Source organism: Mycolicibacterium chlorophenolicum (assembly GCF_001044235.1).
GTDB classification, from domain to species: Bacteria; Actinomycetota; Actinomycetes; order Mycobacteriales; family Mycobacteriaceae; genus Mycobacterium; species Mycobacterium chlorophenolicum.
Map to the genome: position 1 here is coordinate 134,407 of NZ_JYNL01000030.1, position 22,171 is coordinate 156,577.

Below are 22,171 nucleotides of genomic sequence, written 5' to 3' on the forward strand. Positions count from 1 at the left end.
GGCAGCATGGACGGTGAACCCGACCTCTGTATCGGTGGTACGTGGCGGCACGCCTCCGACGGCGGCACCCGCGACATCGTCAACCCCGCCGACGGCAGCGTCGTCGCCGTGGTGGACGAGGCCACCCCTGACGACGCGCGCGACGCCGTGGCGGCCGCCCGCGCGGCGTTCGACGGCGGAGCCTGGCGCGCCACCACCGCGGCCGAACGCTCCGAGCTGCTGAACAGGATCGCCGACCTGCTGCAGCGCGACAAGGAGGACCTCGCGCACCTCGAAACCCGCGACACCGGAAAGACGCTCGCGGAGAGCCGCATCGACATCGACGACGTCACCTCGGTGTTCCGGTACTACTCCCGCCTGATCGGCGTCGAGGCCGATACGCTGGTCGACGTCGGCGATCCCGCGGTCATCAGCCGGGTGGTGCGCGAACCGATCGGCGTGTGCGTGCTGATCGCACCGTGGAACTACCCGCTGCTGCAGATGTCCTGGAAGGTGGCGCCCGCGCTGGCGGCGGGGTGCACCATGGTGGCCAAACCCAGTGAGGTCACCCCGCTGAGCACCATCGCGTTCGTCCGTCTGCTCGACGAGGCGGGCATACCGCCCGGGGTGGTGAACCTCCTGCAGGGCAGCGGGGCCACCCTCGGGTCCGCGCTCACCGACAACCCGGACGTCGACTTCATCTCGTTCACCGGCGGTCTTGCCACCGGGCGCAACATCGCGGCGACCGCCGCCGCGCACGTCACCAAGGTGGCCCTCGAACTCGGCGGCAAGAACCCGCACATCGTGTTCGCCGACGTCCGCGACAGCGGAGACTGGGACGCCGCGGTCGACCATGTGCTCACCGGCGTCTTCCTGCACTCCGGGCAGGTGTGCTCGGCGGGTACCCGGCTGATCGTCGAGGAGTCCATCGCCGACGACTTCGTCGCCGCGCTGGCCGAACGCGCGGCCGCCATCCGGGTCGGCAACGGCATGGACCCCGCCAGCGAGACGGGGCCGCTGGTCTCCGAACAGCACCGGGCGAAGGTGGAAGACTATGTCGCCCTGGGGATCTCCGAAGGCGCGAAGCTGGTCTGCGGAGGTGCCCGGCCCACCGATGCGGCCCTGGCGGACGGGTACTTCTACCTTCCCACGATCTTCGACCGGTGCGACCGGTCGATGCGCATCGTCGCAGAGGAGACCTTCGGGCCGATCCTGACGGTCGAGCGATTCACCAGCGAGGACGAGGCCATCGCCCTCGGCAACGACACGGAATACGGTCTCGCGGCCGGGGTTCGGACATCGGACGCCGCCCGGGGCGAACGTGTGGTGCGGGCACTGCGGCACGGCACGGTCTGGCTCAACGACTTCGGTTACTACACCGCGTCCGCCGAATGGGGTGGGTTCGGGAAATCGGGCAACGGGCGCGAGCTGGGCCCGTCCGGGTTGGCCGAATACCAGGAGCTCAAACACATCTGGCACAACACCGCTCCCACCGCCGCGGGCTGGTTCAAGAATTGAGATCGGCCTTCAGAAGGGCAACATCATGGTGATCAAACAGCCGCATGCCGACAGTGGCATGGAGGACTTCGGCTACAAGGAATCGCTCGACCGCAGCATCGGCAAGTTCGCCAGCTTCGCCGCGGGCGTCAGCTACATCTCGATCCTGACCGGTACGTTCCAGCTGTTCTACTTCGGGTTCGGCACGGGCGGACCCGCCTACCTGTGGTCCTGGCCGATGGTGTTCGTCGGCCAGATGGCCGTTGCGCTGTGCTTCATGGAGCTCGCCGCGAAGTATCCGGTGGCCGGCTCGGTCTACAACTGGAGCAAGAAACTCGGAAGCCGGCTGGTGGGCTGGACGTCAGGATGGCTCATGCTGACGGCGTCCATCGTGACGATCTCCGCGGTGGTGCTGGCCTATCAGCTGAACCTGCCGCGACTGTGGAGCGGATTCCAGATCGTCGGCGACGGCACCGGCACGTACGATTTCGCCACCAACGCCGTGGTTCTCGGCACCGTGCTGATCGTCTTCACGACGATCATCAACGCGCTCGGCGTCAAGCTGATGTCGATCATCAACAGCGCCGGGGTGTTCATCGAACTGATCGCCGCGGTGCTGATCGTGATCATCCTCGCGATCAACGTCAAGCGCGGGCCGGACGTCTTCTTCTCTACCGAGGGCTACGGCGCCGGAGAGTCGATGGGCTACCTCGGCGCGTTCTTCATCGCGTCGCTGGCCTCGCTCTACGTGATGTACGGCTTCGACACCGCGAGCTCGCTCGGTGAGGAGACGGTGGAGCCGCGAAAGACCGCTCCCAAGGCCATCTTCCGCGCGATCCTCGCGTCGTTCGTGATCGGCGGCGGCATCCTGGTGTTCGCGGTGATGTCCGCGCCGGATCTCAAGGACCCGCAGATCGGGGAGAGCAGCGGCGGCCTGCAGTACATCGTCGAGCAGGTGATGTGGGGCCCGCTGGGCAAGGTGTTCCTCGCCTGCATCGTGGTCGCGGTGACGGTGTGCACGCTGGCCGTGCACACCGCGGCGATCCGGCTGTCTTTCGCGATGGCGCGGGACAACGCCCTGCCGTTCGGGGAGAAGCTCGCCACGGTGAACCCGAAGACGCAGACCCCGATCGTGCCGGCCGTGACCATCGGCGTCATCGCGGCGATCATCCTGGCGATCAACATCGGCCAGCCCAAGATCTTCACCGTGCTGACGTCGATCGCGATCATCATGATCTACCTCGCGTACCTGATGGTCACCGCACCGATGCTTAAGAAGCGGTTCCAGGGGCAGTGGCCGCCCCCGGATCTCAAAGAGGGCGGCTACTTCACCATGGGCAAGTGGGGGCTGCCGGTGAACATCTTCGCGGTGCTCTGGGGCGCGACCATGGCACTCAACCTGGCCTGGCCGCGCGTCGCCGTCTACGGCGACCCCTGGTACAACACCTGGGGCGCGTTCGTCTACATCGGCGTGATCGTCGGCTCGGGCCTGCTGTGGTACGCGCTCAAGGGCCGCCATCACATCGGCACGCTGAAGTCCCACGCGGTGGAGACGGTGCGCGAGGCCGATCCCGATGAGCTCGCGGGGCAGGCCTGATGGCCGAGACGGGAACCTTCGACTACGTCATCGTCGGGGGTGGCAGCGCGGGCTGCGTGCTCGCCGCGCGGCTGTCCGAGGATCCGGACGTGACGGTCTGCCTGATCGAGGCCGGACCGTCCGACGTGGGCGACGGCAAGATCCTGGTGCTGTCGGACTGGATGCATCTGCTCGACTCCGGCTACGACTGGGACTATCCGGTCGAGCCCCAGGAGCGCGGCAACTCGTTCATGCGGCACGCGCGCGGCAAGGTGCTCGGCGGCTGCTCGTCGCACAACTCGTGCATCGCCTTCCACCCGCCCGCCGAGGCGCTCGACGAGTGGGCGGCGATGGGCGCCACCGGCTGGGGAGCGGCCGAGGTGCTGCCGCTGGTGAAGCGTCTCACCGAGACGGTGACGCTGCGGGACGTTCCGCCCGAGGACCCCTGCGGCGCAGCGGTTCTCGAGGCGGCGGCGATGGCCGGGATGCCGACCGTGGCGTTCAACCGCGGGGAGACGGTGCGCAACGGCGCGGGCTGGTTCCAGATCAACGCCACTGAGGACGGCACGCGGAACTCGTCGTCGCACGCGTTCCTGCACCCGATCCTGGGCACCCGCAAGAACCTCGAGGTGCGCACCGACACCTGGGTGGCGGAGGTGCTGTTCGACGACGCCCTGCGCGCCACCGGGGTGCGCTACCAGCGCCCGGACCTCACCGGCTACGACACCGTCGCCGCGCGCCGGGAGGTGATCCTGACCGCCGGCGCCATCGACACCCCGAAACTGTTGATGCTCTCCGGGATCGGGCCCACCGCGCACCTGCGCGAGATCGGCGTCGACGTGCGCGTCGACTCGCCCGGGGTGGGCGCCAACCTCGACGACCACGTCGAGGGCCTGGTGTTCTGGGAGGCGGCCCGGCCGATGGTGACCGAGTCGACCCAGTGGTGGGAGATCGGGCTGTTCACCACGATCGACGAGGGCGTGACCCAGCCGGACCTGATGATGCACTACGGCAGCGTCCCGTTCGACATGAACACGCTGCGCCGCGGCTACCCGACCACCGACAACGGATTCTGCCTGACGCCCAACGTGACTCAGGGTCACTCACGGGGGACGGTCCGGTTGCGCACCCGCGACTTCCGTGACCGCCCCCGCGTCGACCCGCGGTACTTCACCGACCCGGACGGCTACGACGACCGGATCATGCTGGCGGGGGTGAAACTCGCCCGCCGCATCGCCGAACAGTCCCCGCTGACACCGTGGGTGGCGCGCGAACTCGCCCCGGGACCGGACGCCACCACCGACGACGAGCTGCTCGACTACATCCACCAGTGTCACAACACCGTCTACCACCCGGCGGCGACGGCCCGGATGGGCGCGGTGTCCGACCCGATGGCCGTGCTCGACCCGCAGCTGCGGGTCAAGGGGGTCACCGGACTGCGGGTGGTGGATGCCTCCGCGATGCCGAAACTGCCTGCGGTGAACCCGAACATCACCGTGATGACCATGGCGGAGAAGTGTGCCGACCTCATCCGAACAGGCTGAGCGCGCCCGGCTGCCGGACTTCCTGGCCGAGCACACCCCGTTCCAGGCCTCGACCGCCGAGGAACTCGCGGCACTGGCCGACGGGGCCGCGATCGAACGGTTCCCCGCCGGCGTCGTCGTCGCCGACTACGCCGCCCGCGTCCCCGACGAGGTCTGGATGGTGCGCGACGGCATGGTGGCGTTGCGGGCCAGCGGCGACGGCTCGCTGATCGACGTCGTCGGTCCCGGGGGCATCTTCGGTTACATGCCGCTGTTGACCGGCGCCGGAATGGATTTCGAGGCGCGCACCGCGGCGCCGAGCACACTGATCCGGCTGCCGGGCAGCCTGGTCCGGGCACAGTTCGCCAAGCCGGCCGGGCTGGCGTTCCTGGCGTCGTCGGGCTGGAACCGCGCCGCGGCCGAGCGGCCGACCATCGCCCCGGCCACCGACAGCAGGCCGGTCGCCGAACTCGTCCACGGCGACGTGCTGATCGTCGGGCCGGGGGAGACCGTGCGCGACGTCGTGACGAAGATGACCGAGCACCACGTGTCCTACGCGTTGATCCGGTTACCGGACGGCGGCCTGGGCATCTTCACCGACCGCGATCTGCGCACCCGGGTGGTGGCCGCCGGGTTGTCCGTCGACGTCTCCATCGCCTCGGTGATGAGCGCCCCGGCCCGCACCGTGACCGCCGACCTGACCGCCGACAGTGTGCTGATGGAGATGCTGGAGTGCGGGCTGCGGCACATGCCGGTGCTCACCCCGCGCGGCGAGGTGGTGGGGGTGCTCGAGGACGCCGACCTGCTGGCCGCGTCGGCGCGCCAGAGCTTCCTGCTGCGCCGCTCGATCGCGCTCGCCACCGATGCGGCGCAGTTGCGCGCCGTCGGCCACCAGGTCACCGGGACCGCCGTGGATCTGTTCCGCAGCGGCACCAAGGCCGTGGCCACCAGCGCGATCCTGTCGGTGGTGATCGACAGCCTGGTGCGCCGCGCGCTCGAACTGGTCGTCGCGCAGGGTGACGGCGTGCCCGCCGGCGGATTCGCCTGGCTCACGCTCGGCAGCGTCGCACGCCGCGAGGCGATGCCGTCCTCCGATGTCGACAGTGCGCTGTCGTGGCGTGACGACCTGGCGGGCCAGGCGCCGCGGCTGCGGACCCTCGCCGGTGCGGTGCACGATCTGCTCGATGACGCCGGGCTGCCCTCGGACCGCAACGGCGCGATCGCCGCGAAGCCGAAATTCTCGCGCTCACAGTCGGATTGGCGTGCTGCTGCGCGAGGATGGCTCGACGACCCGCTGCGCGACCGCGGGCTGATGTTCTCCTCGCTGCTGATCGACGGGCGCGTGGTGTGGGGCGACCCGGGCCTGCACACGGTGCCGGCGGCCTATCAGCGGATGCGCGAGGAACATCCGAACGCACTGCGCCTGCAACTGCTCGACGCGCTGTCGGGCCGGATGAAGACCCGCTCGCTGCGCGACGTGCTGTCGCGGCGCGGCGGCACCTTCGACCTGAAGAACCACGCCGTCACACCGATCGTCAACCTGGCCCGGTGGGGTGGGCTGGCCGCCGGTGTCACGTCGGCGTCCACGCCGACGCGGCTGGAGGCGGCCGCCCAGGCCGGCGCGCTCAGCGAGCGCGATGCCCGCACGCTGGGCGATGTGTTCGCGATGCTGCAGCGGCTACGGATGGCCCATCAGGTGGATCAGATCACCGCGGGCCGCACACCCGGCGACATCGTCGCGTCCTCTGAGTTGTCGCCGCTCAACCGCAGTCTGCTCGGTGACGGGCTGCGTGAGATCGCCGCCGTGCGGCGACGTGTCGGCAACCTCGGGCTCACGGGCGTATAGGGTCGGTGAGCAATGCCTTCCCCCGAGCCCACCCCCTCCGAGCGCGCACCCCGGGAGCCGGCCGCCGCCGTGCAATCCGTCGACCGGGCGTTGCAGGTGCTGGAGATCATCGCCGGTCTCGGGCAGGCCGGGGTCACCGAGATCGCCGCCGAGCTCGGCGTGCACAAGTCCACCGCGTCGCGGCTGGTCGCCGCGCTCGAGGCCCGCGGCTACGTCGAACAGATCTCCGAACGCGGCAAGTACCGCCTCGGGCTGGCGATCTCCCGATTGTCCTACGCGGCCGGGGGGCACGCCGACCTGGTGAAGACGAGCCAGGACATCTGCGACGCGCTGAGCATCGACGTGGGGGAGACCACCAACGTGGCGGTGCTCGACGGTGACCGCATCGTCAACATCGTCGAGTCGATCGGCCCGGCGGAGATCACGCTGCGCACCTGGGTCGGCCAGAGCTGCCCGGCGTACGCCACCTCCAGTGGCAAGGTGCTGCTCGCAGGCCTGGAGCCGGCCGACGTGCGGGCCCGGCTGCGCCCGCCCTGGGTGCCCTTCACCGACGCCACCGTGACCACCGTCGACGACCTCGCCGAGCAGCTGGCCGCGGTGCGGGAGCGCGGATGGGCCAGTGTCACCGAGGAACTCGAGGTGGGTCTGAACGCGGTGGCCGCGCCGATCTTCGACGTCCACTCGCAAGTGGTTGCGGCACTGAGTGTTTCGGGACCGGCCTACCGGCTGTCGGTGGAGCGGTTCGACGAGGTGGCGAAACGCACGGTGGCCGCCGCCGACGCCGTGAGCCGCCGCCTCGGCTGGAGCGCGCGGGCCGGTCAGGTCCAGTAGAGCGTCCGGGCGGACGGCAGCGTCGCGGCGAGTTCGGCGTCGAACCAGGACCGCAGTTGCGCCATCGTGTCTTTGGGATAGACGTACTTCGCCGCGCCGTACTTGCCGAACTTGCGTGTCCGGGCCGCCTCGTCCATCTCCAGTTTCGTCCGCGGGTACCACGACGTCAGCACGTCCTTGCTGGCCGCGGTGAAGCGGTGGGTGATGCACTCGACGGTCAGATCGAGGTCCGGGATGTCCGCGGTGGCGTCGGCCACGGTGCGCAGCAGATCGCCGTAACCGCTGCGCCAGTCCGGGATCGGCATGATGGGCGCGATCGTGAGGCCCACCGGGTAGCCCGCGGCGGCCAGTGCGGCCAGCGCCGCCACCCGTCGGGGCAGCCGGGCGGTGCCGCCCTCGAAGCGTCCGGCGATCTCCTCGGCGTTGACCGACACCCGCACCCGGGTCCTGCCGTGGTGCGGCAGGTTCAGCAGCGGCGCGACGTCTTCGTACTTGGTGGTGAACCGCAGCCCGACCCGGGCCGCCCAGTCGTGGGTGCCGACGTGGGCGATGGCCGTCGACAGCGATCCGGTCAGATGCTCGAGCGCCAGCGGATCGGTGTAGCAGGACGCCTCGAACGTGGTGCCCTCGCCGGCGCGCACCGAGGCCGACGTGACAGTGCCAAGGCCCACGTGGTCGTCCATGCCGGCGAGGATCTCGGGCAGGTTCGCATACACCCGCGTGATCGGCGGCCCGGACAGCGAGCCCGCGAGATAGCAGTACTGGCAGTGCCCGGGGCATCCCTCGGCGAGGTCCATCCGCCAGTCCGCACTCGGCGGGATCGGCTGCATCCGCCGCTTCGACGGAGGCGCGACGACCACCGCGAGCGTGCGTTTGGCCAGCGCGTAGGTGGACCGATCGTCCTCGCCGCGCAGCGAGGGTAAGCGGTCACCGCGCAGGACGTCGATGTCGCGAACGCCGGCGGCCTCGCACCGGGAGATGATCTTCGCGCCGTGCGGGAGTTCTGCCGCCGAGCGCGTCACCAGCACACGCCGGGGGAGCCACCGCACAGGTCCGGGGGGAGATGTCGTCATCGCTTGGGGAGCAACGGAATTGATCTTGTCGTCATTCCTGCGGATGCGGTGTTCTCCGCTCGAGCAGCAGGCGGGCGAACGCGTCGGGGCACTCCAGCGGGGTGAAGTGACCGGCGTCGGGGGCGGTGTGCAGCGTCACGTCGGTGAAGTAGTGCTCGAGCCGGTCCGACCACGCAGGGGGGAACAGCGGATCGCGGCCCGGCCACAGCACATCGGTGGGGGCGTGGATCCTGATCGCCTGCTCGGGCGGGAGCTCGGTCAGCGACTGCGCGATGGTGCCCGCCCCGGCCCGATACCACGCGATCGAGGCGGTGAAGGCGCCCGGCAGTGCGTAGTCGGCCACCAGCGCGTCGAGGTCGTCCTCGCCGAGGGTGAATCCCGGTCCGGACCAATGACTCCAGAAGTGCGACAGATAGTCGCGCACGGCGTCGTGATTGCCGTCGACCAGCCGCGCCGACAGCGGCAGCTGGTGAAACGCCTGGTACCAGAACTCGGCTTGCGCGGGTGCGGTGAGCACGCGTTCGCCCGCACCGGGCAGCGGCGGGGACAGCACCAGCGCGTGCACCAGGTCGGGGTGCATGCGCGCCACACTCTGGGCGACGCGGCTGCCGACGTCGTACCCGCCGATCACCACCGGCGCCAGACCGAGCTCGGCGATCAGCCCGACGACGCTGGCCGCCTGCGCCGACGCGCTGTAGAAGTGGCTGACGGCCACGTCGTGCTTGTCGGAACCGCCGAAGCCGCGCAGATCGGGCACCACCACGTCGAGGGTCCGGCCGGAGGCGAGCAGCAGCGGCACCAGCCGCCGGTAGTCGTGCCGGTTGCCGGGCCAGCCGTGCAGCAGCAGCACCGACGGGGCGCCGGGAGTGCCGAAGCGGTCGAAGGTCAGCCGGAAACCGTCGACGGGCGCGCTGCGCGATGCCCGTAACCCCATGCGCTCATTGTGGCGCGTCGGCGCCGGCGCGATGCAGCGTTTCGGAATCCCCTGTGATGACCGCGAGCACCGTCCGCCACGAATCCGAGGGCCGGTTCAGCATGCCGCTGTGGGCCTCCCATCCGGCCACCGGCCGGCCGTCGTCGTAATACCCTGCGCGCAAACGGATCACGCCGGGCATCTCGTCGGGGTCGGCACCGTGCGGCCCGCCCGGGATGCCCTGCACGGCCTCGATGAAGTCGCCGGGCGCGGTCATCGAGAAGCGCAGCACGTCGGGATTGCGGTTGTGCCAGTCCGACGGGTCGTCGACGCCGACCCCGGAGCCGGCGGCGGCCAGAAACAGCGTCCTATCCGACGTGAGCCCCAGCGCCTCGGCGGTGCCGACGATCGAGCCGCCGTACGAGTGCCCGATCACCGTCACGGGGACGCCGGGCGCCACCGCGCGGTCGACGTCTTCGCTGAACGCCACCAGGCGCGGCGCCATGTCCAGCGCGCTGCGCGGGTCGGCGGCCTCGAGCAGCACGGCGGCGGGATCGTGCACCTGGGGGAACGGTCCGCCGAGGTAGGTGATGACCGCCGCGTCGCCGTGGCTGCCGGACACGAACCGGCGTGCGGTGGCGGCGGTGGCCGCCGAGCCCTCGACGGTGGTGTTCACCCCCGGCACCAGCACCGCGACGCTGTGCGCGGTCGCGAGGTCGCCGTGCAGTTCGACCAGCGACGAGCGGGCGGGGTCGAACGCCAGGATCTGGCGCTGGATGCGGCCCCCGGCGCGGATCGGGTCGTCGACCTCGGCGAGCAGCCCGCGATACAAGGCGATCCGTCGGCGGGACTCGGTGTCGCGCCCGGACTCGGCCAGGATGGCCGCGGCGATGTTGATCCGGTTCGCGGCGACCCGCATCGGCCACGGAATTCCATCGGTGTTGCCGACCTGCCGCGGGTACTGGGCGACCAGCCGGTCGCGCTGCTCGGGTGTCATCGCGGCGATCTGGCCGGCGATGTCGTCCTGGCCCGTCGTCGGCCAGCCGCCCACGACGTCGACCGGGGGACCGGGCGCGGCGCCGGCGGGCACGGTGGGCGCCGGGGTGGCGCGGGTGTCCCCGCTCAGCGCCGCGGCGAGGTCGGACGCCGCGTCGTCGTCGGCCGCGTCCAGCCGGTCGAGGGCCGCCGTGAGTTGTGAATGTGTCTGTGCCGCAGCGACATCGAGCATCTGTCCGGCCGCGGTCGCGTCGCCCCCGGCCAGCAGGACCAGCACCGGATCCAGGGTCGCCGCGCGGGTGACCGAACCGTCCTCGGCGACGGCGAGTCCGTCCCGGCGGGCCCGTTCGAGGACGTCGAGCACGTCGCTGCGCGCGGCGGCCAGCTGCTCCGCACCGTCGGTCGCGGCCACCGACGCGGCGATCAGTTGACGCGCCAGCGCTGCAGCTGCGGCGGCCACGCTGCCGGCCTGCCGTCGGGCGGCCTCGGCCGCGGCCCCCTCCCAGTGCTCGCGGGTGCCGTCGCTCGACGCCAGCACGGCGTCGGCCTCGCCGCAGATCCGGCGGGCCAGCTCGTCGCAGTCCGACGCCAGATCGCGCAGCGCATCGGGGTGCCACGCCTGCGCCTGCGCCACCGTCGGACGGCTCACCGGCCCAGCCGGTCCCCGCCGTCGCGGTCGGCACGCTCGAAATCCTCGGCGGCGCGGCGCGCCGCCAGCGCCCAGCCCCGCAGCCCGGCGGCGACGTCCTCGAGCCCGGCGACCACCGCCGCGGCGGACACGGCCGCGACCCGCGATCCCGGCAGCGCGGCGGGGTCGAGGGCCGGGCACGGCAGCGCCCCGATCTCGTCCGCGATCGCCCAGACCCGGTCGGCGACACCGCGCAGGCGTTCGACGTCGACCCGCGTGAATTCCCCCATGGCTCATGCTGGCACCCCGCGGGTGCCCTCCCGCCGGGTTATCCACAGCCTTCTTTGGGCGTGGACAACCACGCCCGCGCCGAGCAGCGGCTAGTCTCGATGAGGTGCAGCGACGAATCATGGGCATCGAAACCGAATTCGGTGTCACCTGCACGTTCCACGGCCATCGCCGGCTCAGTCCGGACGAGGTCGCCCGCTATCTCTTCCGGCGGGTGGTGTCGTGGGGACGCAGCAGCAACGTCTTCCTCCGCAACGGTGCGCGCCTGTACCTCGACGTGGGCAGCCACCCCGAGTACGCGACCGCCGAGTGTGACAACCTGACCCAGCTGGTCACCCACGACCGTGCGGGTGAGCGGGTGCTCGAAGACCTGCTCGTCGACGCCGAGCAACGGCTCGCCGACGAGGGCATTGGCGGCGACATCTATCTGTTCAAGAACAACACCGACTCGGCGGGCAACTCCTACGGCTGCCACGAGAACTACCTGATCGTGCGCGCCGGCGAGTTCTCCCGGATCTCCGATGTGCTGCTGCCGTTCCTGGTCACCCGCCAGCTGATCTGCGGCGCCGGCAAGGTGCTGCAGACGCCGAAGGCCGCGACGTTCTGCCTGTCGCAGCGCGCCGAGCACATCTGGGAGGGCGTCTCGAGCGCCACCACCCGGTCGCGCCCGATCATCAACACCCGCGACGAGCCGCACGCCGACGCCGAGAAGTACCGGCGCCTGCACGTCATCGTCGGCGACTCCAACATGTGCGAGTCCACCACCATGCTCAAGGTCGGCTCGGCCTCGCTGGTGCTGGAGATGATCGAGGCCGGCGTCGCGTTCCGCGACTTCTCGCTGGACAACCCGATCCGGGCGATCCGCGAGGTCAGCCATGACCTGACCGGACGGCGCCCCGTCCGTCTCGCCGGCGGGCGGCAGGCCAGCGCACTCGACATCCAGCGCGAGTACTACGCCCGCGCGGTCGAGTACCTGCAGACCCGGGAACCCAACACGCAGATCGAGCAGGTGGTCGACCTGTGGGGCCGCCAACTCGACGCGGTCGAGAGCCAGGACTTCGCCAAGGTCGACACCGAGATCGACTGGGTGATCAAGCGCAAGCTGTTCCAGCGGTATCAGGACCGCTACGACATGGACCTGTCCGACGCCAAGATCAGCCAGCTGGACCTGGCCTACCACGACATCAAGCGCGGCCGCGGTGTGTTCGACCTGCTGCAGCGCAAGGGTCTGGCGGCGCGCATCACCACCGACGAGGAGATCGAGGCCGCGGTCAACACGCCGCCGCAGACCACCCGCGCCAAGCTGCGCGGCGAGTTCATCAGCGCCGCCCAGGAGGCCGGCCGCGACTTCACCGTCGACTGGGTGCACCTCAAGCTCAACGACCAGGCGCAACGCACCGTGCTGTGCAAGGACCCGTTCCGCTCGGTCGACGAGAGGGTCAAGCGGCTCATCGCCTCGATGTGAGCGTGATGTGAGCCTGGGTGGCGGCGCGCCGCGGACGGCCGTCCGAGCCCACCGCCGATTCGCCTTAAGCTCTACGGCGTGGGGATCTCAAAAGTCGAACGGTTGATGAACCTCGTCATCGCGCTGCTGTCGACGCGGACGTTCATCACCGCCGACCGGATCCGCGAGACCGTCTACGGCTACTCCGACGGGGCCAGCGACGAGGCGTTCTCCCGCATGTTCGAGCGCGACAAGAACGAACTGCGCGACCTCGGCATCCCGTTGGAGACGGGCCGGGTGTCCTCGACCGACCCGACGGAGGGCTACCGGATCAACCGGGAGGCGTACGCGCTGCCCGCGGTGGAGCTGACCCCCGACGAGGCCGCCGCCGTCGCGGTCGCGACCCAGCTGTGGGAGTCCCCGGAGCTGATCACCGCGACCCAGAGCGCACTGCTGAAACTGCGGGCCGCCGGCGTGGAGATCGAGGCCGTCGACGACCTCGACGTCGCGATCACCTCGACCGCCGCACTGCCGGGCCTGCGCGGCTCGGAGGACGTGCTGGGAATCCTGTTGTCGGCCATCGACTCCGGCCGCGCCGTGCGCTTCCCGCACCGGCCGTCGCGCAGCGAGCCGTACGTGATGCGCACCGTCGAGCCGTGGGGTGTGGTCACCGACCGCGGCCGCTGGTACCTGGTCGGCCACGACCGCGACCGCGACGCGGTCCGCACGTTCCGGCTGTCCCGCATCGGCGCCGAGGTGACCCCGATCGGCGAACCCGGCGAGGTGGTCCGGCCGCCCGGGGTGAACCTGCGCGAGATCGTCGCGAAGGTGGTGGGCGACTGGCCCGGCGCGGGACAGGCCCGGATCTGGGTGGCCGACGGCAAGGCCACCGCGCTGCGCCGGCGGGCCACCGTCGTCGGCGCGAAGACGCTCGGCGGCCGCGCCGGGCAGGAGATCACCCTCGACATCGGCATGTTCGACCGGCTGGCCCGCGAAGTCGCCAGCTACGGCGCGGACGCCGTCGCGCTGGAGCCGGCCTCGCTGCGCGAGGACGTCATCGCGCGGCTGGCGGCCCAGGCCGGCGTCGAGCAGGTGCGGGCGTGACCGCCGTGAGCACGCGGCTGGTGCGGCTGCTGAACATGGTGCCGTATTTCCAGGCGAATCCGCGGATCACCTACGACGAGGCCGCCGCCGACCTCGGGGTGAGCGTCAAGCAGCTGCGCGACGACCTCAACCAGCTGTGGATGTGCGGGCTGCCCGGCTACGGCCCCGGTGATCTGATCGACTTCGAGTTCTCCGGCGACACCATCGAGGTGACGTTCACCGCGGGCATGGACCACCCGCTGCGGCTGACCTCCCCGGAGGCCACCGGTGTGCTGGTGGCGTTGCGCGCGCTGGTCGACGTGCCCGGCATGGTCGACCCGGAGGCGGCCCGCAGCGCGATCGCCAAGATCGAGTCCGCGGCGGGCAGTGCGGGCCACGGGGTCGAGGGCGCGGCGGTCGACGAGCCGGCACCGGTGGAGAGCGAGGCCGCCGCCGCGGTGCGCACGGCGGTGCGCGGGGACCGGGCGCTGGCGATCGAGTACTACTCGGCCTCGCACGACATGCTGTCGAGCCGGGTGGTGGACCCGATCCGGGTGGTGCTCGTCGCCGACCACAGCTATCTGGAGGCGTGGTGTCGCACCGCCGAGGCGGTCCGGCTGTTCCGCTTCGACCGGATCGTCGACGCCCGAGTGCTCGACGAGCCGTCGGCCCCGCCGCCGCCCGCGGTGCAGGCCGGGCCCGACACGTCGCTGTTCGACCCGGACACCGCCGACCCGTCGCTGCCGACGGCGACGCTGCGGGTGGACCGTTCGGCGGCGTGGATGTTCGACTACTACCCGCTGCGGGTGCTGCAGGAGTACCCCGACGGGTCGTGCGACGCCGCGATGACCTACGCCTCGGACGACTGGATGGCCCGGTTCGTCCTCGGCTTCGGCTCGGCGGTGCGGGTCCTCGAGCCGCAGCCGCTGGCCGAGCGGGTGCAGCGAGCGGCCGTCGCCGCCCTGGACGCCTATCGGGTCGGTGACGAGCGCCCCGGCGGGTAGACTCGGCGCAGACGTCTGGAGGTAACCAAATTGGGTGGTCTACAACCCTGGCACTGGATCATCGTCATCGCCGTGTTCGTGCTGCTCTTCGGCGCCAAGAAGCTCCCCGACGCAGCCCGCTCGCTCGGCAAGTCGATGCGCATCTTCAAGTCCGAGATCAAGGAGATGCAGGCGGAGTCGAAATCCGACACACCGACTCAGATCTCCTCGGAGCGGGTGACCGACGCCGACCGGCCCGCCGGCGGCGCGACGACGCACACCGAACCGTCGTCGGACAAGCGCCCCGCCTGAATCGCCCCCTCGACACGGCGCGGGCCCCGTCCGCGCCGTAGTCCTGCGCCTGTGAACAGGTAGGCCCTCCTCGACGTGCAGATGCCCGGACTCTTCAAGAAGCTCGACCCGCGCCGCCGCCGCTCCCGGGTCAATCCCGACGGCACGATGTCGCTGGTCGAACACCTCACCGAACTGCGGACCCGACTGCTGATCTCGGTGCTGGCCGTTCTGGTCACCACGACCCTCGGATTCTTCTGGTACAGCCACGGGGCTTTCGGGCTGCCCAGCCTGGGCGACTGGCTGCGCGGTCCGTACTGCTCACTGCCGGCGTCGGCGCGGGCGACCATCGCCCCGGACGGCGAGTGCCGCCTCCTCGCCACCGCGCCGTTCGATCAGTTCATGCTGCGTCTCAAGGTCGGTCTGATGGCGGGGATCGTCCTCGCGTGCCCGGTGTGGCTGCACCAGCTGTGGGCGTTCATCACGCCCGGCCTGTACAGCAAGGAGCGCAGGTTCGCCGTCGCGTTCGTGACGCTGGGGGCGGCACTGTTCATCTCCGGCGCGCTGCTGGCCTACATCGTGCTGGCCAAGGCGCTGGGTTTCCTGCTGACCGTGGGCAGCGATGTGCAGATCACGGCGCTGTCGGGCGATCAGTACTTCGGCTTCCTGATCAACCTGCTGCTGGTCTTCGGGATCAGCTTCGAGTTCCCGCTGCTGATCGTCATGTTGAACCTGGTCGGTGTGCTGACCTACGCGCGGCTGAAGGCCTGGCGGCGTGGCTTGATCATGGGTCTCTTCGTCTTCGCCGCGTTCGCCACCCCCGGCTCCGATCCGTTCTCGATGCTGGCGCTGGCGTTGGCGCTGACCGTGCTGCTCGAGGTCGCGATTCAGCTCGCGCGCGTCAACGACCGGCGCAAGGCCCGCCGCGAGCTCGAGTCGGTTCCCGAGGACGAGGCCGCCCCGATCGGCCCGGCCGAACCCCTCGAGGCGCCGTCGGCGGTGCCCGCGCCGTCGCGGCTCGTGATCGACGACGACGCCACCTGACATGCCCTCCGACACCGACTCCGTCGCGGCGTTCACCGAGTTACTTCCCTTCGCGCTGGACGGTTTTCAGCGCCGCGCGTGTGACGCCCTCGCCCAGGGGCACGGTGTGCTGGTGTGCGCGCCGACCGGCGCCGGCAAGACCGTGGTCGGCGAGTTCGCCGTGCACCTCGCGCTGGCCGCCGGGGGCAAGTGCTTCTACACCACGCCGATCAAGGCGCTGAGCAACCAGAAGCACAACGACCTGGTGCGCCGCTACGGGGCCGAGCGCATCGGTCTGCTCACCGGGGATCAGAACATCAACGGCGACGCCGATGTGGTGGTGATGACCACCGAGGTGCTGCGCAACATGCTCTATGCGGATTCGCCTGCGCTGCAGGGACTTTCCTTCGTCGTCATGGACGAGGTGCACTTCCTGGCCGACCGGATGCGCGGCGCGGTCTGGGAGGAGGTGATCCTGCACCTGCCCGAGGGGGTGCGGCTGGTCAGCCTGTCGGCCACGGTGAGCAACGCCGAGGAGTTCGGTGGGTGGATCCAGACCGTGCGCGGGGACACCACCGTCGTCGTCGACGAACACCGGCCGGTGCCGCTGTGGCAGCACGTGCTGGTCGGCAAGCGGCTGCTCGACCTGTTCGACTACCGCGCGTCGGGCCCGGCGCGCGCGGGCCGCGACCTGCTGGTCGACCCGGAGTTGTTGCGCCACATCTCCCATCGGCGCGAGGCCGACCGGCTGGCCGACTGGCAGCCGCGGGGTCGCGGCAGGCCCGGGCGGCCGACGATCTACCGCACCCCGGGCCGCGCCGACGTCATCGGGGTTCTCGAGCAGCGCGACCTGCTGCCGGCGATCACGTTCATCTTCTCCCGGGCCGGGTGCGACGCCGCGGTCAAGCAGTGTCTGCGCTCGTCGCTGCGGCTCACCACCGACGAGGAGCGCATCCGCATCGCCGAGATCGTCGACCGGCGCACGGCCGACCTCGACGACGCGGATCTGGTCGTGCTCGACTTCCACGAGTGGCGCGAAGGGCTGCTGCGCGGGCTGGCCGCCCACCACGCCGGCATGCTGCCCACCTTCCGCCACACCGTGGAGGAGTTGTTCACCGCCGGTCTGGTCAAGGCGGTGTTCGCCACCGAGACGCTGGCGCTGGGCATCAACATGCCGGCCCGCACGGTGGTGCTGGAACGGCTGGTGAAGTTCAACGGTGAGCAGCACCTGCCGCTGACGCCCGGGGAGTACACCCAGCTGACGGGCCGGGCGGGGCGGCGCGGCATCGACGTCGAGGGGCACGCAGTCGTGCTGTGGAACCCCGACGTCGACCCCGCCGAGGTGGCCGGCCTGGCCTCTACGCGCACCTTCCCGCTGCGCAGTTCGTTCGCCCCGACCTACAACATGACGATCAACCTCGTCCACCAGATGGGACCCGAGCAGGCCCATCAGCTGCTCGAGCGGTCGTTCGCGCAGTACCAGGCCGACCGCTCGGTGGTCGGGCTGGTGCGCGCCGTGGAACGTGGCGAGAAGCTGCTCGGTGAGCTGACCGCCGAACTCGGCGGCCGCGACGCCCCGATCCTGGACTACGTGCGGCTGCGCGCCCAGATCTCCGAGCGGGAGCGGGCGCAGTCGCGCTCGTCCCGGCTGCAGCGCCGCCAGGCCGCCAACGACGCGCTGACGGCGCTGCGCCGCGGTGACATCATCACGATCACCCACGGCCGGCGCGGCGGGCTGGCCGTGGTCCTCGAACCGGCCCGCGACGACGACGATCCGCGCCCGCTGGTGCTGACCGAGACCCGGTGGGCGGGCAGGATCTCGTCGGCCGACTACTCCGGTGCCGTCGCACCGATGGGCCGGATGACCTTGCCCAAACGGGTCGAGCACCGCAACCCGCGTGCCCGCCGCGACCTGGCCTCGGCGCTCACGTCGGCCGCGGAGGGCCTCGACGTCCCGTCCGCGCGGCGGCGGCGCAGCGGGCCGCAGGCCGAACCCGACGTGGACCCCGAGCTCGCGTCGCTGCGCGACCGCATGCGCGCGCACCGGGCGCATCAGCTGCCCGACCGGGAGGACCGGTCGCGGGTGGCCGAGCGGTACCTCAAGATCGAGCGCGAGAACGAGCAGCTGCGCCGCAAGATCGCGACCGCGACGAACTCGCTGGCCCACACCTTCGACCGGATCGTCGTGCTGCTCACCGAGCGGGGCTTCATCGACCAGACGGGCGACGCGCCGGCGGTGAGCGACGACGGCCGGCTGCTGGCCCGCATCTACAGCGAGAGCGATCTGCTGGTCGCCGAGTGCCTGCGCGCCGGGGTGTGGGACGACCTCGACCCGGCCGAACTCGCGGCTGCGCTGTCGGCGGTGGTGTACGAGTCGCGCCGCGACGGGCACGGCGCCGGGGACGGCACCGAGATCCCCACCGGCCGGCTCCGCCGCGCGCTCAACCAGACCCGCCGGTTGTGGAGCGAGTTGCGGGCCGACGAACAGCGCCAGCGCATCAGCGCCAGTCGCGAACCCGACGACGGATTCGTCGCCGCGATCCACCGCTGGGCCCGCACCGGCGACCTCGCCTCGGCGCTGGCCGCGAGCGACCCGGGGAACGGGGTGACCATGCCCGCCGGTGATTTCGTCCGCTGGTGCCGCCAGGTCCTCGACTTGGCCGATCAGGTGCGCAACGCCGCACCGTCACCGGCGTTGCGGGCAACCGCGAAACGCGCGATCAACGACGTTCGGCGCGGCGTCGTCGCCGTTGACGCCGGGTAGTGTGTGGCCAGCTACACCAGACAGCCGTGCACGACCGAGGAGAGAAATGAGCGGACCGCAGGGATCTGACCCGACGCAGCAGCCGTGGCCGGGTCATCAGCCTGAGTCTGGCACGGAGCAGCAGACGGGTGAATCGTCGCATCAGGGCTGGCAGCCGCCGTCCGGGTCCGAGCAGCCGCAGGCGCCGGACCAGCAGTCCTGGCAGCCGCCGGCGTACACGCCGCAGCAGTATCCCCAGTACCAGCAGCCCACGCAGCCGCCGACCTACCCGCCGCAGCAGTACCCGTCGACCGAGCAGTACGGCCAGCAGACCGACTACAACCAGCCGGCCTATCCGCCGCCGGGGCAGTACGGGCAGCCGGGCGCCTACGGTCAGCAGCCGCAGTACGGCCAGCCCGGCGCCTACGGTCAGCAGCCCCAGTACGGGCAGCCGGGCCAGCCCGGTCAGTACGGGCAGTACCCGAACTACCAGGCGCCCGGCCAGGAGGAGGGCTCCAAGCGCTCGCTGGCCCTCGTCGGCGGGATCATCGGCCTGCTGGCCGCGATCATCGTCGCCGTGGTGCTGGTGCTCGGCTTCTGGAAGCCGGGCTTCTTCGTTACCACCAAGCTCGACGTCAACGCCGCGCAGACCGGTGTGCAGCAGATCCTCACCGACGAGACCAACGGCTACGGCGCCAAGAACGTCAGCAACGTCAAGTGCAACAACGGTGTCAGCCCCACGGTGAAGAAGGGTGACACCTTCGACTGCGAGGTCAGCATCGACGGCACCAAGCGTCAGGTGACGGTCACGTTCCAGGACGACAAGGGCACCTACGAGGTCGGCCGGCCCAAGTAGCCGTCAGGGGAGCGCGTCGAGCGCCTTCTGCAGCCGCCCGATCGAGGACGACACGCCGTAGCGCTCGGCCAGTTCGACGACTTTGCGGGGGTGCGCGGCGGCCAACGGCAGCGTGTCGTCCGTCGTCGAGAAGGTGACCGCCGCGTCGGTGGCGACCCGCACCACGGGAGCGGCTTTGGCGATGTAGTCGGCCGCCGACCGCAGCTTGGTCCGATGGGCCCGGGTGAGCTTCGAGGTGGCGTCCTCGGCCGCGGCGAGGATCGCCTCCAGCGAGCCGTATTTCGTGAGCAGGCTGGACGCCGTCTTCTCGCCGACCCCCGCGACGCCGGGAAGTCCGTCGGACGGATCACCGCGCAGCAGCGCCAGTTCCGCGTAGGCCGCGCCGGCCCGGTCGACCGGCACCCCGTAGGTGTCGGCGACCTCCACCGGACCGAACGTGGTGGCCTTGGCCAGGCCGCGGCCCAGGTAGAGCACCCGAACCGGCGTGGGCTCGTCGCGCACGACCTGCAGCAGATCGCGGTCACCGCTGACGACGACGACCGGGTCGCGGCGCTCGCGGTCGGCGAGGGTGCCCAGTACGTCGTCGGCTTCGTGGTCGGGCGCGCCGGCGGTGGCGATGCCGAACGCGTCGAGGATCTCCATGATCATGTCGACCTGCGGCGTCAGGTCGTCCGGCACCTCCTCGACGTCGGGTTCGTCGCCGGGGTTCTCCTGCACCACCCGGTGCGCCTTGTAGGACGGCACGAGGTCGACGCGCCACTGCGGCCGCCAGTCGTCGTCGCGGCACACCACCAGCCGGTGGGGCTGCTCGCGGGTGATCACGGTGGCGACCGCGTCGAGGAAACCCCGCAGCGCGTTGACCGGGCGGCCGTCGGGAGCGGTGATCGACGAGGGGACACCGAAGTAGGAGCGGAACCACATGCTCGCGCCGTCGAGGAGTACCAGGGGAGCAGTCACACCCGGTATCTTCGCGCACCGGCCGCGGCGCCGGACACTAGCCTGGGCGGCATGGCTTCCCCGTCCTCGCTGCCGGCCCGTTTTCCCACCGAGGTGTACGCCCACCGCCTGGCCGCCGCGGCGCAGGCCGCCGCAGGGGCCGGGCTCGCGGGCCTGGTCATCACCCCGGGCTACGACCTGCGCTACCTGGTGGGGTCGCGGGCGCAGACGTTCGAGCGGCTGACCGCGCTGGTGCTGCCCGCCGACGGCGCTCCGACGATCGTGGTGCCGCGCCTGGAACTGGCCGCCCTGAAGGAGTCGGCGGTCACCGAACTCGGTGTGGCGGTGCGGGATTGGGTCGACGGTGATGACCCGTACGCGCTGGTGGCCGACGCCCTCGGCGGGGTGGGGCGGGCCGTCGCGGTGACCGACTCGATGCCCGCGCTGCACCTGCTGCCGCTGGCCGAGGTACTCGGTGTGGTGCCGGTGCTGGCCACCGACGTGCTGCGCACGCTGCGCATGGTCAAGGATCCGGCAGAGATCGACGCGCTGCGCAAGGCCGGGGCGGCGATCGACCGGGTGCACGCCCGCGTCCCGGAGTTCCTGGTGCCCGGCCGCACCGAGGCCGACGTCGCCGCCGACATCGCCGAAGCCATTGTCGCCGAGGGGCATTCGGAGGTGGCCTTCATCATCGTCGGTTCCGGTCCGCACGGTGCGGACCCGCACCACGAGTGCTCGGATCGTGAACTGGCCGCCGGCGACGTCGTGGTCGTCGACATCGGGGGACCCTACGAGCCCGGGTACAACTCCGACTCCACCCGCACCTACAGCATCGGGGATCCCGACCCCGAGGTGGCACGGCGGTACGCGGTACTGCAGCGGGCCCAGCAGGCGGCGGTCGCGGCGGTGCGGCCCGGCGTCACCGCCGAACAGGTCGACGCCGCCGCCCGCGATGTGCTGGCCGCCGAGGGGCTGGCCGAGGCGTTCGTGCACCGCACCGGGCACGGCATCGGGTTGTCCGTGCACGAGGAGCCCTACATCGTGGCCGGGAACTCGCTGGCGCTGCAGGAGGGGATGGCGTTCTCCGTCGAGCCGGGCATCTATTTCCCCGGCCAGTGGGGTGCGCGCATCGAGGACATCGTGATCGTCACCGCCGACGGCGCGCTGTCGGTGAACAACCGCCCGCACGACCTCGTCGTGGTGCCGGTCGGCTGACGGGTCAGCTCTCGCCGCGGTCGAGCAGTCCCGACGAGCCCAGCACCCGCTCCACGCGGACCTCGATCACCACGCGCTTGGGGTTGGGCCGCGGGGTCCGGTAGCGCTGCGCGTAGCGCAGTTCGGCGTCACGGACCTTGTCGATGTCGGTGTACACGGTGGATGTGCCCTCCAGCGACAGCCAGCGCGCACCGTCGACCTGGCTGAGCACCGCGACACCGCGCTGGTCGGCGTTGACCGCCTTCTGCGAACCGCCGGTGGTGATCACGCGGGCGATGTGGGTGGCGGGATCGAAGGTGAACCCGACGGCCACCACATGCGGCGACTGGTCCGCCCGCAACGTCGTCAGCATCGCGAGGTGACGCTCGGTCAGGAACGCGATCGCGTCGGTGGTCAGCCGGGTGGTTGCCTTGCCCATCGCGCCCACGCTAGCGCAGGACATAATCG

Annotated in this window: 19 protein-coding genes; 13 read left to right on the plus strand and 6 right to left on the minus strand. The window is 70.9% G+C overall.

What is annotated here, in order from left to right:
• Positions 1-6: 6 nt before the first annotated feature.
• From MCHLDSM_RS15420 to MCHLDSM_RS15440, 5 genes are read left to right on the plus strand one after another with little or no spacing between them, the layout of a single operon-like run.
• Complete coding sequence (locus MCHLDSM_RS15420) at positions 7-1,497, plus strand: aldehyde dehydrogenase family protein (protein ID WP_048470880.1); 1,491 nt, start codon at positions 7-9, stop codon at positions 1,495-1,497.
• 25 nt (positions 1,498-1,522) lie between these two features.
• Positions 1,523-3,073, plus strand: a complete 1,551-nt coding sequence (locus MCHLDSM_RS15425) for an APC family permease (RefSeq protein WP_048470881.1) — start codon at positions 1,523-1,525, stop codon at positions 3,071-3,073.
• Positions 3,073-4,596, plus strand: a complete 1,524-nt coding sequence (locus MCHLDSM_RS15430; RefSeq protein WP_048470882.1) for a GMC family oxidoreductase — start codon at positions 3,073-3,075, stop codon at positions 4,594-4,596. The genes MCHLDSM_RS15425 and MCHLDSM_RS15430 overlap by 1 nt, the downstream gene beginning before the upstream one ends.
• Positions 4,571-6,421: a putative nucleotidyltransferase substrate binding domain-containing protein gene (locus tag MCHLDSM_RS15435; protein ID WP_048470883.1), complete on the plus strand. Its 1,851-nt coding sequence runs from the start codon at positions 4,571-4,573 to the stop codon at positions 6,419-6,421. The genes MCHLDSM_RS15430 and MCHLDSM_RS15435 overlap by 26 nt, the downstream gene beginning before the upstream one ends.
• Positions 6,422-6,433: 12 nt before the next feature.
• On the plus strand, positions 6,434-7,252 hold the full coding sequence (locus tag MCHLDSM_RS15440; RefSeq protein ID WP_048470884.1) for an IclR family transcriptional regulator: 819 nt from the start codon (positions 6,434-6,436) through the stop codon (positions 7,250-7,252).
• On the opposite strand, the gene MCHLDSM_RS15445 is transcribed toward MCHLDSM_RS15440, so the two are convergent.
• The 4 genes from MCHLDSM_RS15445 to MCHLDSM_RS15460 all read right to left on the minus strand — a co-directional run bounded on the left by MCHLDSM_RS15445 (position 7,240) and on the right by MCHLDSM_RS15460 (position 11,152).
• Positions 7,240-8,274: a spore photoproduct lyase family protein gene (locus tag MCHLDSM_RS15445; RefSeq protein ID WP_201780380.1), complete on the minus strand. Its 1,035-nt coding sequence runs from the start codon at positions 8,272-8,274 to the stop codon at positions 7,240-7,242. The two genes, MCHLDSM_RS15440 and MCHLDSM_RS15445, sit on opposite strands and share 13 nt — an antisense overlap.
• 82 nt (positions 8,275-8,356) lie before the next feature.
• Positions 8,357-9,259: an alpha/beta fold hydrolase gene (locus MCHLDSM_RS15450; RefSeq protein ID WP_048470886.1), complete on the minus strand. Its 903-nt coding sequence runs from the start codon at positions 9,257-9,259 to the stop codon at positions 8,357-8,359.
• A gap of 4 nt (positions 9,260-9,263) precedes the next feature.
• Positions 9,264-10,883, minus strand: coding sequence for an alpha/beta hydrolase (locus MCHLDSM_RS15455; protein WP_048470887.1), 1,620 nt, complete (start codon positions 10,881-10,883; stop codon positions 9,264-9,266).
• Positions 10,880-11,152 (minus strand): DUF7162 family protein, encoded by a 273-nt coding sequence (locus MCHLDSM_RS15460; RefSeq protein ID WP_048470888.1) that lies wholly within the window; start codon positions 11,150-11,152, stop codon positions 10,880-10,882. Before MCHLDSM_RS15460 ends, MCHLDSM_RS15455 begins: the two co-directional genes overlap by 4 nt.
• 104 nt (positions 11,153-11,256) lie before the next feature.
• On the opposite strand from MCHLDSM_RS15460, the gene pafA reads away from it, so the two are divergent.
• From pafA to MCHLDSM_RS15495, 7 genes are all read left to right on the plus strand, one after another.
• Positions 11,257-12,615 carry a Pup--protein ligase gene (gene pafA / locus MCHLDSM_RS15465; RefSeq protein WP_109788842.1) on the plus strand — a complete coding sequence of 453 codons (1,359 nt, stop codon included), beginning with the start codon at positions 11,257-11,259 and terminating at the stop codon, positions 12,613-12,615.
• A gap of 78 nt (positions 12,616-12,693) precedes the next feature.
• Positions 12,694-13,698, plus strand: coding sequence for a helix-turn-helix transcriptional regulator (locus MCHLDSM_RS15470; RefSeq protein ID WP_197044810.1), 1,005 nt, complete (start codon positions 12,694-12,696; stop codon positions 13,696-13,698).
• Positions 13,695-14,681, plus strand: coding sequence for a helix-turn-helix transcriptional regulator (locus MCHLDSM_RS15475; RefSeq protein WP_048470891.1), 987 nt, complete (start codon positions 13,695-13,697; stop codon positions 14,679-14,681). The genes MCHLDSM_RS15470 and MCHLDSM_RS15475 overlap by 4 nt, the downstream gene beginning before the upstream one ends.
• A gap of 30 nt (positions 14,682-14,711) precedes the next feature.
• On the plus strand, positions 14,712-14,972 hold the full coding sequence (tatA, locus tag MCHLDSM_RS15480; RefSeq protein WP_048416348.1) for a Sec-independent protein translocase subunit TatA: 261 nt from the start codon (positions 14,712-14,714) through the stop codon (positions 14,970-14,972).
• 75 nt (positions 14,973-15,047) lie between these two features.
• On the plus strand, positions 15,048-15,995 hold the full coding sequence (gene tatC, locus MCHLDSM_RS15485; RefSeq protein ID WP_048470892.1) for a twin-arginine translocase subunit TatC: 948 nt from the start codon (positions 15,048-15,050) through the stop codon (positions 15,993-15,995).
• Between the two features lies 1 nt (position 15,996).
• Positions 15,997-18,738, plus strand: a complete 2,742-nt coding sequence (locus MCHLDSM_RS15490) for a DEAD/DEAH box helicase (RefSeq protein WP_048470893.1) — start codon at positions 15,997-15,999, stop codon at positions 18,736-18,738.
• Between the two features lie 46 nt (positions 18,739-18,784).
• Positions 18,785-19,573, plus strand: a complete 789-nt coding sequence (locus tag MCHLDSM_RS15495; RefSeq protein WP_048470894.1) for a DUF4333 domain-containing protein — start codon at positions 18,785-18,787, stop codon at positions 19,571-19,573.
• A gap of 3 nt (positions 19,574-19,576) precedes the next feature.
• Here the strand turns inward: MCHLDSM_RS15495 and MCHLDSM_RS15500 are convergent, their stop codons facing one another.
• Positions 19,577-20,530 carry a 5'-3' exonuclease gene (locus tag MCHLDSM_RS15500; protein ID WP_048470895.1) on the minus strand — a complete coding sequence of 318 codons (954 nt, stop codon included), beginning with the start codon at positions 20,528-20,530 and terminating at the stop codon, positions 19,577-19,579.
• A 51-nt stretch (positions 20,531-20,581) separates the two neighbouring features.
• On the opposite strand from MCHLDSM_RS15500, the gene MCHLDSM_RS15505 reads away from it, so the two are divergent.
• The gene (locus tag MCHLDSM_RS15505; protein ID WP_048470896.1) at positions 20,582-21,724 is read left to right on the plus strand and encodes a M24 family metallopeptidase; all 1,143 of its coding nucleotides are present in this window, start codon (positions 20,582-20,584) and stop codon (positions 21,722-21,724) included.
• 4 nt (positions 21,725-21,728) lie between these two features.
• On the opposite strand, the gene MCHLDSM_RS15510 is transcribed toward MCHLDSM_RS15505, so the two are convergent.
• Positions 21,729-22,142 (minus strand): F420-dependent biliverdin reductase, encoded by a 414-nt coding sequence (locus tag MCHLDSM_RS15510; RefSeq protein ID WP_109788843.1) that lies wholly within the window; start codon positions 22,140-22,142, stop codon positions 21,729-21,731.
• Positions 22,143-22,171 lie beyond the last annotated feature (29 nt).

Coding starts and splice junctions, on each gene's coding strand:
- MCHLDSM_RS15430 (WP_048470882.1), top strand. CDS start 3,073: ATGGCCGAGACGGGAACCTTCGACTACGTCATCGTCGGGGGTGGCAGC.
- MCHLDSM_RS15450 (WP_048470886.1), bottom strand. CDS start 9,259: ATGGGGTTACGGGCATCGCGCAGCGCGCCCGTCGACGGTTTCCGGCTG.
- MCHLDSM_RS15510 (WP_109788843.1), bottom strand. CDS start 22,142: ATGGGCAAGGCAACCACCCGGCTGACCACCGACGCGATCGCGTTCCTG.
- MCHLDSM_RS15420 (WP_048470880.1), top strand. CDS start 7: ATGGACGGTGAACCCGACCTCTGTATCGGTGGTACGTGGCGGCACGCC.
- MCHLDSM_RS15440 (WP_048470884.1), top strand. CDS start 6,434: ATGCCTTCCCCCGAGCCCACCCCCTCCGAGCGCGCACCCCGGGAGCCG.
- MCHLDSM_RS15490 (WP_048470893.1), top strand. CDS start 15,997: ATGCCCTCCGACACCGACTCCGTCGCGGCGTTCACCGAGTTACTTCCC.
- MCHLDSM_RS15460 (WP_048470888.1), bottom strand. CDS start 11,152: ATGGGGGAATTCACGCGGGTCGACGTCGAACGCCTGCGCGGTGTCGCC.
- MCHLDSM_RS15425 (WP_048470881.1), top strand. CDS start 1,523: ATGGTGATCAAACAGCCGCATGCCGACAGTGGCATGGAGGACTTCGGC.
- MCHLDSM_RS15505 (WP_048470896.1), top strand. CDS start 20,582: ATGGCTTCCCCGTCCTCGCTGCCGGCCCGTTTTCCCACCGAGGTGTAC.
- MCHLDSM_RS15495 (WP_048470894.1), top strand. CDS start 18,785: ATGAGCGGACCGCAGGGATCTGACCCGACGCAGCAGCCGTGGCCGGGT.